Origin of the sequence: Streptomyces sp. MI02-7b (genome assembly GCF_033793585.1) — a bacterium.
GTDB lineage: Bacteria > Actinomycetota > Actinomycetes > Streptomycetales > Streptomycetaceae > Actinacidiphila.
The window spans coordinates 95,228-109,449 of record NZ_JARAWX010000018.1; the positions used below are offsets into that span (position 1 = coordinate 95,228).

Annotated in this window: 13 protein-coding genes; 7 read left to right on the top strand and 6 right to left on the bottom strand. The window is 73.9% G+C overall.

The genetic code is table 11. The features are described 5' to 3' along the window. Positions 1-110 precede the first annotated feature (110 nt). Complete coding sequence (locus PV364_RS27255) at positions 111-503, top strand: MarR family winged helix-turn-helix transcriptional regulator (protein WP_415924615.1); 393 nt, start codon at positions 111-113, stop codon at positions 501-503. A 171-nt stretch (positions 504-674) separates the two neighbouring features. Then, complete coding sequence (locus PV364_RS27260; protein ID WP_401973445.1) at positions 675-2,027, top strand: MFS transporter; 1,353 nt, start codon at positions 675-677, stop codon at positions 2,025-2,027. A 24-nt stretch (positions 2,028-2,051) separates the two neighbouring features. Here the strand turns inward: PV364_RS27260 and PV364_RS27265 are convergent, their stop codons facing one another. Both PV364_RS27265 and PV364_RS27270 read right to left on the bottom strand, forming a co-directional pair. After that, entirely contained in the window at positions 2,052-2,477 is a 426-nt protein-coding gene (locus tag PV364_RS27265; RefSeq protein WP_319662984.1) for a hypothetical protein, read from the bottom strand. A gap of 124 nt (positions 2,478-2,601) precedes the next feature. Then, positions 2,602-3,009: a helix-turn-helix domain-containing protein gene (locus PV364_RS27270; RefSeq protein WP_319662985.1), complete on the bottom strand. Its 408-nt coding sequence runs from the start codon at positions 3,007-3,009 to the stop codon at positions 2,602-2,604. Between the two features lie 131 nt (positions 3,010-3,140). Here PV364_RS27270 and PV364_RS27275 point away from each other — a divergent pair, with 131 nt between their 5' ends. Beyond that, the gene (locus tag PV364_RS27275) at positions 3,141-4,043 is read left to right on the top strand and encodes an NADP-dependent oxidoreductase (RefSeq protein ID WP_319662986.1); all 903 of its coding nucleotides are present in this window, start codon (positions 3,141-3,143) and stop codon (positions 4,041-4,043) included. Between the two features lie 138 nt (positions 4,044-4,181). On the opposite strand, the gene PV364_RS27280 is transcribed toward PV364_RS27275, so the two are convergent. After that, complete coding sequence (locus PV364_RS27280) at positions 4,182-6,968, bottom strand: FAD-binding and (Fe-S)-binding domain-containing protein (RefSeq protein ID WP_319662987.1); 2,787 nt, start codon at positions 6,966-6,968, stop codon at positions 4,182-4,184. Positions 6,969-7,052: 84 nt separating this feature from the next. Here PV364_RS27280 and serC point away from each other — a divergent pair, with 84 nt between their 5' ends. Further along, positions 7,053-8,171: a phosphoserine transaminase gene (gene serC / locus PV364_RS27285; protein WP_319662988.1), complete on the top strand. Its 1,119-nt coding sequence runs from the start codon at positions 7,053-7,055 to the stop codon at positions 8,169-8,171. A 54-nt stretch (positions 8,172-8,225) separates the two neighbouring features. On the opposite strand, the gene PV364_RS27290 is transcribed toward serC, so the two are convergent. Further along, positions 8,226-9,272 carry a hypothetical protein gene (locus PV364_RS27290; RefSeq protein WP_319663078.1) on the bottom strand — a complete coding sequence of 349 codons (1,047 nt, stop codon included), beginning with the start codon at positions 9,270-9,272 and terminating at the stop codon, positions 8,226-8,228. Positions 9,273-9,845: 573 nt separating this feature from the next. Here PV364_RS27290 and PV364_RS27295 point away from each other — a divergent pair. The 3 genes from PV364_RS27295 to PV364_RS27305 all read left to right on the top strand — a co-directional run bounded on the left by PV364_RS27295 (position 9,846) and on the right by PV364_RS27305 (position 12,117). Next, on the top strand, positions 9,846-10,550 hold the full coding sequence (locus tag PV364_RS27295) for a GDSL-type esterase/lipase family protein (RefSeq protein ID WP_319663079.1): 705 nt from the start codon (positions 9,846-9,848) through the stop codon (positions 10,548-10,550). A 34-nt stretch (positions 10,551-10,584) separates the two neighbouring features. Continuing rightward, entirely contained in the window at positions 10,585-11,580 is a 996-nt protein-coding gene (locus tag PV364_RS27300; RefSeq protein ID WP_319662989.1) for an aldo/keto reductase, read from the top strand. Between the two features lie 117 nt (positions 11,581-11,697). Then, positions 11,698-12,117 (top strand): CBS domain-containing protein, encoded by a 420-nt coding sequence (locus tag PV364_RS27305; RefSeq protein ID WP_319662990.1) that lies wholly within the window; start codon positions 11,698-11,700, stop codon positions 12,115-12,117. 137 nt (positions 12,118-12,254) lie between these two features. Here the strand turns inward: PV364_RS27305 and thpR are convergent, their stop codons facing one another. Further along, positions 12,255-12,857 (bottom strand): RNA 2',3'-cyclic phosphodiesterase, encoded by a 603-nt coding sequence (gene thpR / locus PV364_RS27310; protein WP_319662991.1) that lies wholly within the window; start codon positions 12,855-12,857, stop codon positions 12,255-12,257. Positions 12,858-12,882: 25 nt separating this feature from the next. Continuing rightward, a complete protein-coding gene (locus PV364_RS27315) occupies positions 12,883-13,983 on the bottom strand; it encodes a citrate synthase 2 (RefSeq protein WP_319662992.1) in 1,101 nt (366 codons plus the stop codon). Positions 13,984-14,222: the final 239 nt, after the last annotated feature.

The window sequence follows — 14,222 nt, forward strand, 5'->3', positions numbered from 1 at the left end:
TGGCGCGGACGCCGCGTTTTCCTTAGCATAAGTAATGAGCTAGTCTAACTAACGTGACCGAACTGTCCGAGGACGACCGCACAGCGGTGAGCACGCTGCGCGTCGCCGTGATGCGGCTCTCCCGCCGTCTGCGCCACCAGAGGGTCGACGAGTCGCTGAGCCCCACGGAGATGGCGGTGCTGGGCACCCTGGCCCGCTGCGGCTCCGCCACACCGGGGGAGCTGGCCCGCAAGGAGCACGTCCAGCCGCCGTCGATGACCCGCATCGTCGCCATGCTCGAGTCCAAGGGGCTGGTCAGCAGGGACCCGCACCCGGAGGACCGCCGTCAGGTCGTCGTCCGGCAGACCGAGGCGGCCGAGGCGATGCTCGAGGAGAGCCGCGTCAAGCGGAACGCCTTCCTCGCGCAACTCGTCGAGGGGCTCGACGACGACGAGCGCGCCGTGCTGCGGGCCGCGGCCCCCGTCCTGGAGAAGCTCGCTCATTCCGACATCAGCCCTCGATGAGGAGGCGAAAACCGATTGAGTTCGGCAGCCGCATCTGACGCCGCACCCGAACCGACCATCCCCGACCCCGCGCCGGGCGGCCCGTCCGCCGACGCCGCGCCGCCGGACCGGGCGGCCGAACCGACGGCGGCCGAACCGACGGAACCGGCGGAGGCCGCCGATCCCGCCGATCTGGTGAACCCGGCGGGCGCCGACACCGCCGCGGGCGCCACCGAGGCGTCCCGCGCCGCCGGCCCCCCGACCGCCTCCAGCGGCGGCACCTTCAGCTCGCTGCGCAACCGCAACTACCGGCTCTTCGCCTCGGGCGCGCTGATCTCCAACACCGGGACGTGGATGTCCCGGATCGCGCAGGACTGGCTCGTGCTGAGCCTGACCGGCTCCTCCTTCGCGGTGGGCATCACCACCGCCCTGCAGTTCCTGCCGATGCTGCTGTTCGGCCTCTACGGCGGCGTGATCGCGGACCGCTACCCCAAGCGACGGATCCTGCTGGGCACCCAGGTGACCATGGGCGCGCTCGGCCTGCTGCTGGCGGCGCTCACCCTGTCCGGCTCGGTGCAGGTGTGGCACGTCTACGCGATCGCGTTCGGCCTCGGCATGGTGACGGTGGTCGACAACCCGGCGCGGCAGGCCTTCGTGGTGGAGATGGTCGGCCCGGCCGACGTGCGCAACGCCGTCTCGCTGAACTCCGCGAACTTCCAGAGCGCCCGGCTGGTCGGCCCGGCCGTCGCCGGTGTGCTGATCACCGCGGTCGGCAGCGGATGGGCCTTCCTCTTCAACGGCCTGTCCTTCCTGGCGCCGCTCGCCGGTCTGCTGCTGATGCGCGTCTCCGACCTGTACGCCGTGCCCACCGCCCCGCGCGGCAAGGGCCAGCTGCGCGAGGGACTGCGCTACGTGGCCGGCCGGCCCGAGCTGATCTGGCCCATCGTGCTGGTCGGCTTCATCGGCACGTTCGCCTACAACTTCCCGATCTGGCTGACCGCCTTCGCCGACCACGTCTTCCACGGCGACGCCGGGATGTACGGCCTGTTCAACTCCGTGCTCGCGGTCGGCTCCGTGGTCGGGGCGCTGCTGGCCGCCCGTCGCGGCAGCACGCGGCTGCGGCTGCTGGTGGGCGCCGCGTTCGCCTTCGGCGCGCTGGAGGTGGTGGCCGCGCTGGCGCCCACGTACTGGGTGTTCCTGGTGCTCATGCTGCCGATCGGCATGGTCGGGCTGACGTTCAACACCACCGCCAACGCCAGCGTGCAGCTCGCGACGGACCCGGCGATGCGCGGCCGCGTCATGAGCCTGTTCATGATGGTCTTCGTCGGCGGCACCCCCGTCGGCGGGCCGCTCGTCGGGTGGGTGACCGACCAGTTCGGCGCCCGGATCGGCTTCCTGTCCGGCGGCCTGGTCGCGGCCCTGGCGGCGGTCTCCGTGGGCCTGTTCCTCGCCCGGGTGGGCGGGCTCCGGCTCAAGATCGACCTGCACCGCGGCAAGGACCACAAGCTCATCGAGCTCGTACCGAGGGAGTCGGTGGCCGCCTGAGCGCGGCGCGGGCCCGGGCGGGGATCAGGCCGCGGCCAGGGGCCGGCGCTGATTGCGGAACTGCCGCATCAGCTCGGCCCACACCAGCAGTCCCGTGACCGGGGCTGCGGCGGCGAAGAGCATGTGCACGTAGTCCTCGCCCAGGCTCGACGACGCCCACAGGCTCCACGCGAGCGCGGCCCCCACGCCGACGGCGGTCAGGAACCACGAGGGCAGCTCGCGCCGCTCGTCGACGATCGCGGCGGCCGCCCCGAGGCCGCCGCCGATCACCAGGCCCATGACCAGCACCGCCCGGGTCCAGTCGGGGGCCCCGATGGCGCCCTGCAGCACGGGCTTCGCGTGCAATTGGCGATAGGTGATCAGCAGGCTGGCGACGTAGACCGTCGCGAGCGTCCCCAGGCTGAGCACTCTGACGAGCTGACCGAGCACACCGCGCTCTCGTCCGGACATGACGTATCCCCCCACCGCCGGAACTCGGCCGAAATGGCCGGTAATTGGTCTACAGAATGCCGGAAAGCGGACGTACGGCACAGGGGGATCGCGGAAATCCGGTCGGGCCGGTGCCCCGGGTCCGTCAGGACCCGCCCGCCCCGGCGTCGTACCGCTCGCGGGCCTCGAAGACCTCCTCGATGTGCTCCTCCGCCCAGTCCTTCACGGCGGAGAACAGCAGGGCCAGGCTCCCGCCCAGCGGCGTCAGGGCGTAGTCGACCCGCACCGGGACGGAGGGTGTCACGGTCCGCGAGACCAGGCCGTCGCGCTCCAGCGTGCGCAGGGTCTGCGTGAGCATCTTCTGACTGACGCCCGGGATGCGGCGGCCGAGGTCGCTGTAGCGGTGCGGGCCGTCCCTGAGCGCGGAGAGCAGCAGGCCGGCCCACTTGTCGCTGATCCGGGAGAGCAGCTCGTTCGTCGGGCAGCCCTTCATGAACGCGTTGTAGACCGCGCGGGCCTCCTCGCGCCGCTGGGCCGCGGTGGTCGTCGCCATGGGGCTCCCTCCGGACTTCCCGGTACGGTACGCACTTCCGAGTACGTACTTACCAGAAGAGAGTAGCTCTCCCTAGGTTGGCGGTGGCGGCATCAGCCGCCGCACACCGTCGAGAACAGGGAGTTTCTGCCATGCGCGCTGTTGTGATCAGGAGGTTCGGCGGGCCCGAGGTGCTGGAGGTCATCGAGGCGCCGCTGCCGGAACCGGGACCGGGCCAGGTCCGGGTGCGGGTCGCCGCGGCGGGCCTCAATCCGGCCGATCTCGCCGCACGGGCCGGACTGTTCGGACCCGCGGAACTGGCGCCCGGCGAGTTCCTCGGGCTCGGCTGGGACGTCGCCGGGACGGTGGACGCGCTCGGCAGCGGGGTCTCCGGGCCCGCCGAGGGCACGGCCGTGGTGGGCCTGGTGAGCGGGTCCGGCCGGCGGTTCAAGGCCCACGCCGAGTACGTCGTGGTCGACGCGGACGCCGTCGCCGCGGCCCCCTCGTCCGTCGGCCTCGTGCACGCCGCGACCCTGCCGGTCAACGCCCCGACCGCCGACCAGGCACTCGGCCTGCTCGGCGCCCGGCCCGGCGACCGCCTGCTGGTCACCGGCGCCGCGGGCGCGGTCGGCGGCTTCGCCGTGCAGCTGGCCCACCACGCGGGGCTGCGCGTCGTCGCCCTGGCCCGTGCCGGCGACGAGCCGCTGCTGCGGGAGCTGGGTGCGGACGAGACCGTGGCGTCCCTCGACGGCGTCCGGGCCGACGCCGCCCTCGACGCGGCGGTGCTCGGCTCCCCCGTACTGGCCGCCGTCCGGGACGGGGGCGCCTATGTCACCGCCCGGCCCGGCGCGGTCCCCGCCGCCGAGCGCGGCATCCGCGTCGCCGCCGTCCAGGTCCGCCCGGACGGCGCCCGCCTCGCGGAACTCGTGGCGCTCGCGGACCGGGGCGTGCTCACCACGCGGGTCGCCGACACCTACCCCCTGGCGGAGGCCGCCAAGGCGCACGCGCGCCTCGCGGAGGGCGGCCTGCGGGGAAGGCTCGTACTGGTGCCGTGACCGTTCGCGGCGACCGGGGGGCCTCCTCGCTTCGAGTGCGTGTGCGGCCGAGGCGCGCCGGCCCGTATCCGTTCGGCCCGTATCCGTTCGGCCCGGAGCCGGACACCGCGGAGCCGGTCCCGAGGCCCCGCCCCGCCGTCACAGTCCGTCGGCCAGGACCTCCGCGAGGTGCCGGGCGCGTACGCCGGCGAGCTGGTCGATCTGGGTGCGGCAGGAGAAGCCGTCGGCGAGGACGGCGGTGCCGGGGCGGGCGGTGCGCAGGGCGGGGAGGAGCTGCTCCTCGGCGCAGGCGACGGAGACGTCGTAGTGGCCGCGTTCGAAGCCGAAGTTGCCCGCGAGACCGCAGCAGCCGGCGGAGAGTTCGCCGGTGAGGCCGGCACGGGCGCGCAGCCGGCGGTCGGGGGCGTCGCCGAGGACGGCGTGCTGGTGGCAGTGCGTCTGACCGGCGACGGGCGCGCCGAGCCGGGGCGGGGTCCAGCCGGGGGCGAACTCCTCCAGGGTCTCGGCGAAGGTGCGTACGGAGGAGGCCAGTGCGCGGGCGTCGTCGGTGCCCAGGAGTTCGGGCAGGTCGGTGCGGAGCGCGGCCGCGCAGCTGGGCTCCAGGACCACGACCGGCAGTCCGGCGTCGAGGACCGGGCGCATCCGGTCCACCGTGCGCCGCATGACGGTGCGGGCCTGGTCGAGCTGGCCGGTGGAGACCCAGGTCAGACCGCAGCAGACGGCCCGCGGCGGGAGGACCGGACGCAGCCCCGCGGCCTCCAGGACGCGTACCGCGGCCCGGCCGGTGCCGGGGGAGAGGCGGTCGGTGAAGGTGTCGGGCCACAGGACGAGATCGCCGGGGGCCGGGGGGCCCGGCCGGCCGCGCGTCCGCCGCCACCAGCGCGTGAAGGACTCCTCCGCCAGCCGTGGCAGTGCCCGCTCCGGCGCGATGCCGGCCGCCCGCCGGGCCAGTGCGGCCGCCGGGCGGATCCGGGCCAGCGCGTTGAGCACGCCCGCGAACGGGCCGGCCGCGCGCAGCCACACCGGCAGCCGGCCCATCGCGTAGTGCGCGGCGGGCCGCGGCCGCCCCCGGTAGTGGTGGTGCAGGAACTCGGCCTTGTAGGTGGCCATGTCGACGCCCACCGGGCAGTCGCTGCGGCAGCCCTTGCAGGACAGGCACAGGTCCAGCGCGTCCAGGACCTCGGCCGAACGCCACCCGTCCGTGACGACCTCGCCCGCCAGCATCTCGTGCAGCAGGCGGGCCCGGCCGCGCGTGGAGTGGCGCTCCTCGCCCGTCACGCGGAACGAGGGGCACATCACCCCCGCGTCCGGCGGCGTGGCGTCGCGGCACTTGGCGACGCCGACACAGCGGCGCACGGCCGCCGCGAAGTCCCCGCCGTCGTGCGGGTACCCGAAGGCCACCTCGACGGGCTCCTTGGGCAGCACGGCGAAGCGCAGGCCGGTGTCCAGCGGTTCGGGCCGCACCAGCATGCCGGGGTTGAGTCCGCCCGCCGGGTCGAGCAGGTCCTTGAACCGGCCGAACAGGCCGACCAGTTCGGGCCCGTACATCCGCGGCAGGAGTTCCGCGCGCGCCTTGCCGTCGCCGTGCTCCCCGGACAGCGAGCCGCCGTGCGCCACGACGAGACCGGCCACGTCCTGCGAGAAACGCCGGAACCGGGCCACGCCCGCGTCCCGCACCAGGTCGAAGTCGATGCGCACGTGGATGCAGCCGTCGCCGAAGTGCCCGTACGGGGCACCGCGCAGCCCGTGCTCGGCCAGCAGGGCGCGGAAGTCCCGCAGATAGGCGCCCAGCCGGGCGGGCGGGACGGCGCAGTCCTCCCAGCCGGGCCACGCCTCGGTGCTCTCCCCCGGCCGGGTCCTGATGCGGGTGGCGGTCCCGGCCGCGTCCTCCCGCAGCCGCCACAGGGCGCGCTGCGCGGCGGGATCGGTGACCACGACCGAACCGGCGGCCCCGTCGGCGCCCGCCAGCCCGCGCAGCGCCTGCGCCTCCCCGACGCCCGGCATCTCCACGAAGAGCCAGGCCGCGCCCGCGGGCAGCAGTTCGGCCCGGCTCCTGGTGGCGCTGTCCACCAGGTCGGCGGCCATCCCCTCGACCGTGAGCGGACCGTACGGCAGCAGACCCGGCGCCGCGTCGGCGGCGGCGCCCTCGTCCGGGTACCCCAGGACGACCAGCACCCGCACCGGCGGCGCGGGCACCAGGCGCACTTCGGCCTCGGTGACCACCGCGAGCGTGCCCTCGCTGCCGGTCAGGGCGCGGGCCAGGTCGCGGCCCCGCTCGGGCAGCAGCGCGTCCAGGGCGTAGCCGGAGATCCGTCGGGGCAGGTCCTGCGGGTAGCCGGTGCGCAGCAGCGCCAGATGCGCGTCGGTGAAGGCCCGCACGTCCGCCCGGAGCGGGTCGCGGGTGCGCAGCGTGGCGCCGCCGTAGGTGAGCGCCTCCAGCCCGCGCACATTGTCCGCCGTGGTGCCCCAGGCCACCGAGTGCGCGCCGCAGGCGTTGTTGCCGATCATGCCGCCGAGGGTGCAGCGGCCGTGGGTGGACGGGTCGGGGCCGAAGGTCAGCCCGTGCGCGGCGGCCGCCCGCCGCAGGTCGTCCAGGACGACGCCGGGCTGCACACGGGCCGTCAACGCGTGCGGGTCCAGTGACACGATCCGGTGCATGTGCCGGGTGAAGTCCAGGACCACCCCGGTGCCCGTCGCCTGGCCGGCGATCGACGTGCCGCCGCCGCGCGGCACCACCGGCACGCCGTGCTCGCGGCACACCGCGAGCGCCGCGGCCACGTCCTCCGTGTCGCGCGGCGCCACCACGGCCACCGGGACGCGCCGGTAGTTGGACGCGTCCATGGTGGTCAGCGCCCTGCTCTGGGCGTCGAACGCGACCTCGCCCCGCACGTGCCGCTCCAGCGCCCGGCGCAGATCCTCCGTCATGTCCCCAGCCTGCCCCACCCCGGCTCATGTCTCACCGCGTGGACTACTCCCCGAAACCGCCTCGTAACGCACTACGCTGCGAATGTGGCCGAGATCCAGATCCCCGCTGACATCAAGCCCGCCGACGGACGTTTCGGTTCGGGCCCCTCCAAGGTGCGGCCGGAGGCGCTCGACGCGCTGGCCGCGACCGGCACCTCGCTGCTGGGCACCTCTCACCGGCAGGCGCCGGTGAAGAACCTGGTCGGTCAGGTGCGCGACGGCATCAGGCAGTTGTTCTCCCTCCCCGAGGGCTACGAGGTGGTGCTCGGCAACGGCGGTTCCACCGCGTTCTGGGACATCGCCACCCACGGCCTGATCGAGCGGAAGTCCCAGCACCTGAGCTTCGGCGAGTTCTCCTCGAAGTTCGCCAAGGCCGCCAAGATCGCGCCCTGGCTGGACGAGCCGACCGTGATCGCCACCGACCCGGGCTCCCACCCGGACGCGGTCGCCGAGGCGGGCGTGGACGTCTACGCCCTCACCCACAACGAGACCTCCACCGGTGTCGCGATGCCCCTGCGGCGCGTCGCGGGCGCCGACGACGGCGCACTCGTCCTGGTGGACGCCACCTCAGGCGCCGGCGGCCTGCCGGTGGACGTCACCGAGACCGACGTCTACTACTTCGCCCCGCAGAAGTCCTTCGCCGCCGACGGCGGTCTGTGGCTGGCGCTGTTCTCCCCGGCCGCGCTGGAGCGCGCGGAGCGGATCGCCGCCTCCGGACGCCACATCCCGGCGTTCTTCGACCTGCCGACCGCGATCGACAACTCGAAGAAGAACCAGACGTACAACACCCCCGCGCTGACCACCCTCTTCCTGCTGAACCAGCAGCTGGAGTGGATCAACGGCCAGGGCGGTCTGGAGTGGGCCGTCTCCCGCACCGCCGACTCCTCCTCGCGCCTGTACACCTGGGCCGAGAAGTCCGAGCACGCCACGCCGTTCGTCACCGACCCGGCCAAGCGCTCCCAGGTCGTCGGCACGGTCGACTTCGCCGACGGCATCGACGCCGCCGCCATCGCCAAGGTGCTGCGCGCCAACGGCATCGTGGACACCGAGCCGTACCGCAAGCTCGGCCGCAACCAGCTGCGCGTCGCGATGTTCCCGGCCGTCGACCCGGCCGACGTGGAGGCGCTGACCGCCTGCGTCGACTACGTCGCCGAGCGGCTCTGACCCCAGCCGCACGCGAAAGCCGGTGGGCACGGGTGCCCGCCGGCTTTCGCGCGCTCAGGACGGGCGACCGCCCCGGCGCAGCAGCCGGCGGCCCGCGAGGACGACCGCGGCCAGCGCGGCGATGGTCAGGGCGCCGACCGTGAACTGCCCCACCGACCGCTGCCCGCCGCCGTCCCCCGGTGCCTGCGCCCCGCCGCCCGTGGCGGACGACGAACCGGACGGCGGGGCGCCGGCCTTGCGGACGTCGTCGGGACGGTCGTCCCCGGTCAGGGGGACCCGGTAGACCTCGCTGTCCTGGCCCTCGCTGCCGTACATCAGGGCGCGTCCGTCGGTGGTGAAGGTCACGGACTCGCCCTGCCGCTGCAGCGGAACGTGCATCTGGTCGATGCGGTGCGGGGTGCCGTCCGCCCAGCGGTACATCAGGGCGCCGAAGTAGCCGCGCAGCACCAGGCGGCTGCCGTCCGGGGAGAAGGCGCCGTCGGTGATCCACAGCGGGATGTCGGTGGTGCGCCGGAAGATGTTCGTGCCGGAGGGGGTCATCCGCGCCGGGCCCTCGTAGAGCGCGCCGCCGTCCTCGTTCTTGCTGGCGATCCAGATCCGGCCGGTGCGCGGGTCGACCATCATGGCCTCCGCGTTCCGCGGCCCGGCGTCGTACTTCACGACGTACTGAGTGGCCCGCACCGTCTGGTCGGCCAGGCGCTTGGGCTCCGGGAAGCGGTAGATCCACACGTACGGCCAGCTGCCGCCGAGGTTGTCGCCGATGTCGCCGACGTAGATGTCGCCGTCCGGGCCGATGGAGATCGCCTCCACGTCGCGCGGGCGGCCGATGCCGCGCAGGGTCACGGTGGCGACGGTCTTGCCGGTCGCTGAGTCCACGGCGTAGACGTACGGGCCGTCGTCGCTGTCGTTGTGCGTCCAGTAGACGCCCTTGTGGAGCCGGCTGGCGGCCAGGCCGCTCGACTCGGTGATCCGCGGGTCCGTCATGGTGAAGGCCAGGGACTCGCCGTCGTCGGCGGCCGCGGTGCCGGCGATGCCGGGGACGCCGAGGAGCGGGACCGTGACGAGTGCGGAGGCCGCGGCCGCGGCGAGCAGGGGGCGCATGCGCATGCGCCCAGCCTGCCAGGTGCGCGGCTCAGCCGACGTCGAGGGCGCCGTCCGGCCGCGCTGGAGCCGCCTTTCGCATGCGCCTGTGGCGGTCTTGCCTTGCGCGGCGGCGTCTCTGGGACGTGCAGCGGTGTGCCGGGCGGGCGGCACCTCCGCGCCGTGCTTCGGCGCTGCGGCGAGCAGGGGGCGCTTGTGCGTGCGACCTGCCTGCGGGCGCTGTCCGACGGCGCTGGAGCCGCCTTTCGCGTGCGCCTGTGGCGGTCTTGCCTTGCGCGGCGGCGCGTCCGGGACGTGCCGCCGGGTGCCCGTCGTGCTCCCGCGCCGCCGCGCGGGACCCGCACGGGTCCAGTCGGTGCGCGGCGAGGGAGGTGATCCAGGCGAAGGGGCCCCGCCAAGGTGGCCGTTCCGCACCAGAAGCGACGACCCCGGGTGCGGAACGGCCCCTCGGCAGGGCCGCTTCGGGCGCGGGGAGATGGGCCGCCTCCCGCCCGGCGGGGAGTGCCTATCATCTCGTCCATGTCCCGACTGTCCCGCGCACCCTTCCCATCCCGTGCGCCTCGCACCTCGTGGATGTTCGTCGGCGACTCCATGACCATCGGCAGCGCGGGCGACCTCACGTGGCGCTACCGCATGTGGCGGCACCTGAGCTCGCTCGGCGAGCCGTTCGCGATCGTCGGCCCGCGCACCGCGCTGTACGACGCGACGGCCGACGCCGCGGTCTCCCACGCCTACGGCGACCCCGCCTTCCCGCGGGAGGCGCGCCGCCACCTGGCCGGCTGGGGCGAGGGCTGGCTGCACATGGCGCCGCTGATCGAGGACGCGGTGCGCGAGCACCGGGCGGACGTGCTGCTGGTCTCCCTCGGGCTGATAGACCTCGGCTTCTACACCGACCCCGCGCAGACCGAGGACAACCTGCGGCTGTTCGTCGAGCGGGCGCGGGCCGCCAACCCCCGTGTCGCCGCCGTGCTGTTGCCGGTCATCCCCAACACCCGCTGCGCACAGGACCCCGGATTCGCCGCGCAGTGCGAGGAGTTCAACACCCGCACCGCCAAAGCCGTCGCGGACCTGGCCACGTCCGCGTCGCCACTGCTGCTGGCCTCCCGCCCGGCCGGCTGGGACCTCGCCCGGCACACCTACGACGGCACCCACCCCAACGCCGCGGGGGAGCACCTGCTCGCCGCCGCCTTCGCCGACGCGATGCACCAGGCGTGGGGCACCGGGGGGCCCTACCGGGGCGCTCCGGCGGACCCGGCGGCCACGGCGAACGGCGCTTGATTCGAGCGCACTCGAAGAGCTTGGCTGGTGGCCCATGGAGTACACACAGCTCGGACGCACCGGACTCAAGGTCAGCCGGCTCGTACTGGGAACGATGAACTTCGGCCCGCAGACGGACGAGGCCGACAGCCACGCGATCATGGACGCCGCCCTGGACGCCGGCGTCAACTTCTTCGACACCGCCAACGTCTACGGCTGGGGCGAGAACAAGGGCCGCACCGAGGAGATCATCGGCACCTGGTTCGCCAAGGGCGGCGGCCGCCGCGAGAAGACGGTCCTCGCGACCAAGGTGTACGGCAACATGGGCGCCGACGGCACGCCCTGGCCCAACGACGACAAGCTCTCCGCGCTCAACATCCGCCGCGCGTGCGAGGCGAGCCTGAAGCGGCTGGGCACCGACCACATCGACCTCTACCAGTTCCACCACGTCGACCGTGCGACGCCGTGGGAGGAGATCTGGCAGGCCGTCGACGTCCTGGTGCAGCAGGGCAAGGTGCTCTACGCCGGGTCGTCGAACTTCGCCGGCTGGCACATCGCCCGCGCCAACGAGGCCGCCGCGCGCCGCGGTTCGCTCGGCCTGGTCAGCGAGCAGTGCCTGTACAACCTGGCCGAGCGGCGCGCCGAGATGGAGGTCATCCCGGCGGCCGAGGCCTACGGCCTGGGCGTCATCCCCTGGTCGCCGCTGAACGGCGGGCTGCTGGGCGGCGCGCTGCGCAAGGAGCGCGAGGGCGGCGGCTCCCGCTCGACCTCCGGCCGCGCCGCCGACTCGCTGAAGGACAGCGCGGTGCGCGCCCAGGTGCAGTCGTACGAGGACCTGGTCGACAAGGCGGGCCTGCAGCCCGGCGACGTCGCCCTGGCCTGGCTGCTGACCCGGCCCGGCGTGACCGGACCGATCGTCGGCCCGCGCACCCGCGAGCAGCTCGACTCCGCGCTGCGCGCGGTCGAACTGGAGCTGCCGGAGGACCTGTTGGCCGACCTCGACGGCGTCTTCCCCGGCACCGGTCCGTCCCCGGAGGCCTTCGCCTGGTGAGCCCGGCCCGCGGCCCGGGCGGCCCCGGTGCGGACGCCGTCCGTGCCGGGGCCGCCCCGTCCGGCGCAAGCGCCCGGTCCGGTCGCAGATTCACCCGGTCGGGCGCACGATGAGGGTATGACGACAGCCAAACAGATCATGCATCCAGGCGCCCGTGCGATCCCGGCGACCGAGAGCCTCGACCGGGCCGCGCAGCTCATGCGCGAACTCCACGTCGGCGCGCTCCCCGTCCATGGATCGGACGACCGGATGATGGGCATCATCACGGACCGCGACATCGTCGTGAAGTGCGTGGCGGCCGGCCGTGATCCGTCGAAGGTCACCTGCGGGGACCTCTGCGAGGGCACCCCGCGGTGGATCGACGCCGAGGCGGACGTCAACGACGTGCTCAGCGAGATGGAGACCCACCGCATCAAGCGGCTGCCGGTCGTCGAGAACAAGAAGCTCATCGGGATGATCACCGAGGCCGATCTGGCCCGGCACCTCACCGACGAGCAGATCGCCGAGTTCGTCGCGAACGTCTACGCCGAGACCTGATCCGCACCGGGCCCGGGGGCGCCGCCGTCAGCGGACCAGCGCGCTCACGACCACCACGACCACCAGCAGGGCGAGGGCGGCGGTCATCACTCGGGTTCGGGTCTTCGGGTTCACACTCCGAGGTTAACCCCAGCGGTTCAGTGCCCCAGCGGGCAGGTCCGCAGTCTCTCGTAGCGGGGCTGGGCGCCCGGCACCCCAGGTGCGGGCGGATGGCTCCGCACGAGGGCGATGGCGTCGGCCGTCCACACGGTGCCCCGGAAGGCGCCGAGCGCGTCGGTGAAGGGCCGCAGGCCAACCCGGCCGCGGTTGCCGCGCTGGCGGGCAAGGGTCAGATGGGCGTGGAAGCGGCCGTGCTCGTCCTCGTAGGAGACGCCGGCCCGCCGGGCGGCCGCCTGGGCGGCCTCCGCCAGACGTGCCGTGCTCCGGCCGTCCCGGCCGAGATCCCCGTCCGGCCCCGCCTCGTCCAGTCCCGCCCACAAGGTGCGGTCCCCGAAGCGGCCACCCCCGGCCAGACCGGCGCGGTACGGCTGATGGCGCCGGGCCGCCCGGTCCAGGCGCTCGACGAGCCCGGGGACCAGGTCCGGCCCGACCTCGCCGAGGAACGCCAGCGTCACGTGCCACCCGGCCCGTTCCGTCCACCTCAGCCCGTCGGCGTCCGGCAGGGCCCGCAGCGCGTCCACCGCGGCACCGAGTTCCGCCAGCGCCGCCCTGGGGGGCACGACCGCCACGAACAGCCTCATGCTCCCCAGGGTGCCGCCATGCGCCCTAGCTCGCGATGTCGCCGTACCCCTCGACGTCGCGCGGGTCGCGGGGGCCCGGGCCCACGTAGCGGGCCGACGGGCGCACCAGACGCCCGGTGCGCTTCTGCTCCAGGATGTGCGCCGACCAGCCGGCGGTGCGGGCGCAGCTGAACATCGAGGTGAACATGTGCGCCGGGACCTCGGCGAAGTCCAGCATGATCGCCGCCCAGAACTCGACGTTCGTCGCCAGTACGCGGTCGGGGCGCCGTGCGTGCAGCTCCTCCAGCGCGGCCTTCTCCAGCGCCTCGGCGATCTCGAAGCGGGGCGCGCCCAGTTCCTGGGCGGTGCGCCGCAGCACCCGCGCACGGGGGTCCTCGGCCCGGTAGACGCGGTGGCCGAAGCCCATCAGGCGCTCGCCCTTGTCGAGGGCCTGCTTGACGTACGCCGTGGCGTCGCCGGTGCGCTCGATCTCCTCGATCATGCCGAGCACCCGTGAGGGCGCGCCGCCGTGCAGCGGGCCGGACATCGCGCCCACCGCGCCCGACAGGGCGGCGGCCACGTCGGCGCCGGTCGAGGCGATGACCCGGGCGGTGAAGGTGGAGGCGTTCATGCCGTGCTCGGCGGCGGACGTCCAGTAGGCGTCCACGGCCTTGACGTGCTTGGGGTCGGGCTCGCCGCGCCAGCGGATCATGAAGCGCTCGACGACCGTCTCGGCCTTGTCGATCTCGCTCTGCGGCACCATCGGCAGCCCCTGGCCGCGGGCCGACTGCGCCACGTAGGACAGCGCCATGACCGCGGCCCGCGCCAGGTCCTCGCGCGCCTGCTCGGCGTCGATGTCCAGCAGCGGTTTCAGGCCCCAGACCGGGGCCAGCATCGCCAGCGCCGACTGCACGTCGACGCGGATGTCCCCGGAGTGCACGGGGATCGGGAAGGGCTCGGCCGGCGGCAGCCCGGGGTTGAAGGCGCCGTCGACCAGCAGGCCCCACACGTTTCCGAAGGAGACGTGGCCCACGAGGTCCACGATGTCCACGCCTCGGTAGCGGAGAGCGCCGCCTTCCTTGTCGGGTTCGGCGATCTCCGTTTCGAAGGCGACGACTCCCTCGAGTCCGGGTACGAAGTCGGACATCAGGCGGCTCCTCTTGATGCGGTCGACGATCGGCGGGGGCGGTGCTTGTGGCACGGAGTGCCCGAACGATATCTCCGGGTGTCCGTCGGCGCTGTGAGCCCACGGATACCCGGCCTGTAAGTCTGTCCCCTCCCGCTGACGGCGTGAAGCGTGAGGTGGGGCACATACTTTGCGGCACACCGTGCCGCGGGGGCGGGCGCCGTGCTGCAAGATGTGCGGGTGCAGCACCTCCACCACGA